Annotated in this window: 1 protein-coding gene; it reads left to right on the top strand. The window is 46.7% G+C overall.

The window, feature by feature from the left end; all coding sequences use genetic code 11:
* Positions 1-11: 11 nt before the first annotated feature.
* Positions 12-1,101 (top strand): mechanosensitive ion channel family protein (locus R7O12_RS26425; RefSeq protein WP_318127035.1); only part of this gene is annotated, 1,090 nt, incomplete at its 3' end.

A 1,101-nucleotide genomic window follows, 5' to 3' on the forward strand; every position in this document is an offset into this window, starting at 1 on the left:
TATTCATCGCGATGATGACCCCTATTTTTGTGCAAGCCACAGAAAGCACAGAGCCTCCTATTATCTCTGAAGCAGAAGCTTCTATAGATAGCTTGAACATCGACATTGTTGATTTATCGCAAAGCCTATCTCAAACGGCAGGTGACGAGCGTGATGCGCTTCAGCTACAACTTTTCCAAAAAAATGAAGAGTTGAGAAATCAATTAGCGTCCGCGATTGAGCGTGAGTCCATCCCTCGTGACAAGCTGATTAAGCTCGTCAAAACGCAAGAAAAGTACTCAAAAGACGCGACCGATTATCTGACGACCAAAACCAAAGAAGTCATTGCAGAGTTAAACAAAGCGAAAGACGAAGAAAAGCTCGCGCTTATTAACGACTACCGCGAGCTTCAACATTACTTGGATGTGAGCTTTGATTCGAGCTGGCAGAATTTGGCATGGCTCAAGCAATTAGGCGTTCAAAATGAGCGTGCGGAAGCGGAATTGCAAGACAAGATAGATAAGCGCATGCGTTTGCTATCGGCATCGATGGCGTATCTGCGTCAACAAGCAGAAATCATCGGTACGCAGCTTTCATCCAGCCCTGAATCAGAAAAAGCGTCTTTGCAACTTAGCCAACTGATCGTGAAGCAGAGACTGAATATCGCAACGGAAAGTTTGCGTAACCTGATGTCGATCGGCGACAAAATGGGTATTGAGACGTCGGAGTACAAGCGTCAGATCTTTGAAATCACAGGCAGCATCACGCACGATTTGCTAGACACCAAAGTGGTGTGGTCCATCATCAGTCACTGGTCAAACTCCGCGGTGGATTGGTTTGCGGAAAACGCACCACAGCATATCTTCCAGCTATTCGTGTTCGCGCTGATCTTATTGATTGCTCGTGCACTGGCTAAACTCACGCGCAAAGTGGTGAGCAAAGCGGTGTCTTCTAAGAACTTGAAACTTTCCCACCTAATGCAGGACTTCTTTATCTCCATGTCCGGCAAAGTGGTGTGGGTGATTGGTATTATGGTTGGCCTGTCGCAGATTGGCTTGAACTTAGCGCCAATTCTGACTGGTTTCGGTATTGCCGGTGTGATCATTGGTTTCGCGTTGCAAG

The organism is Vibrio sp. Vb1574, assembly GCF_033338675.1.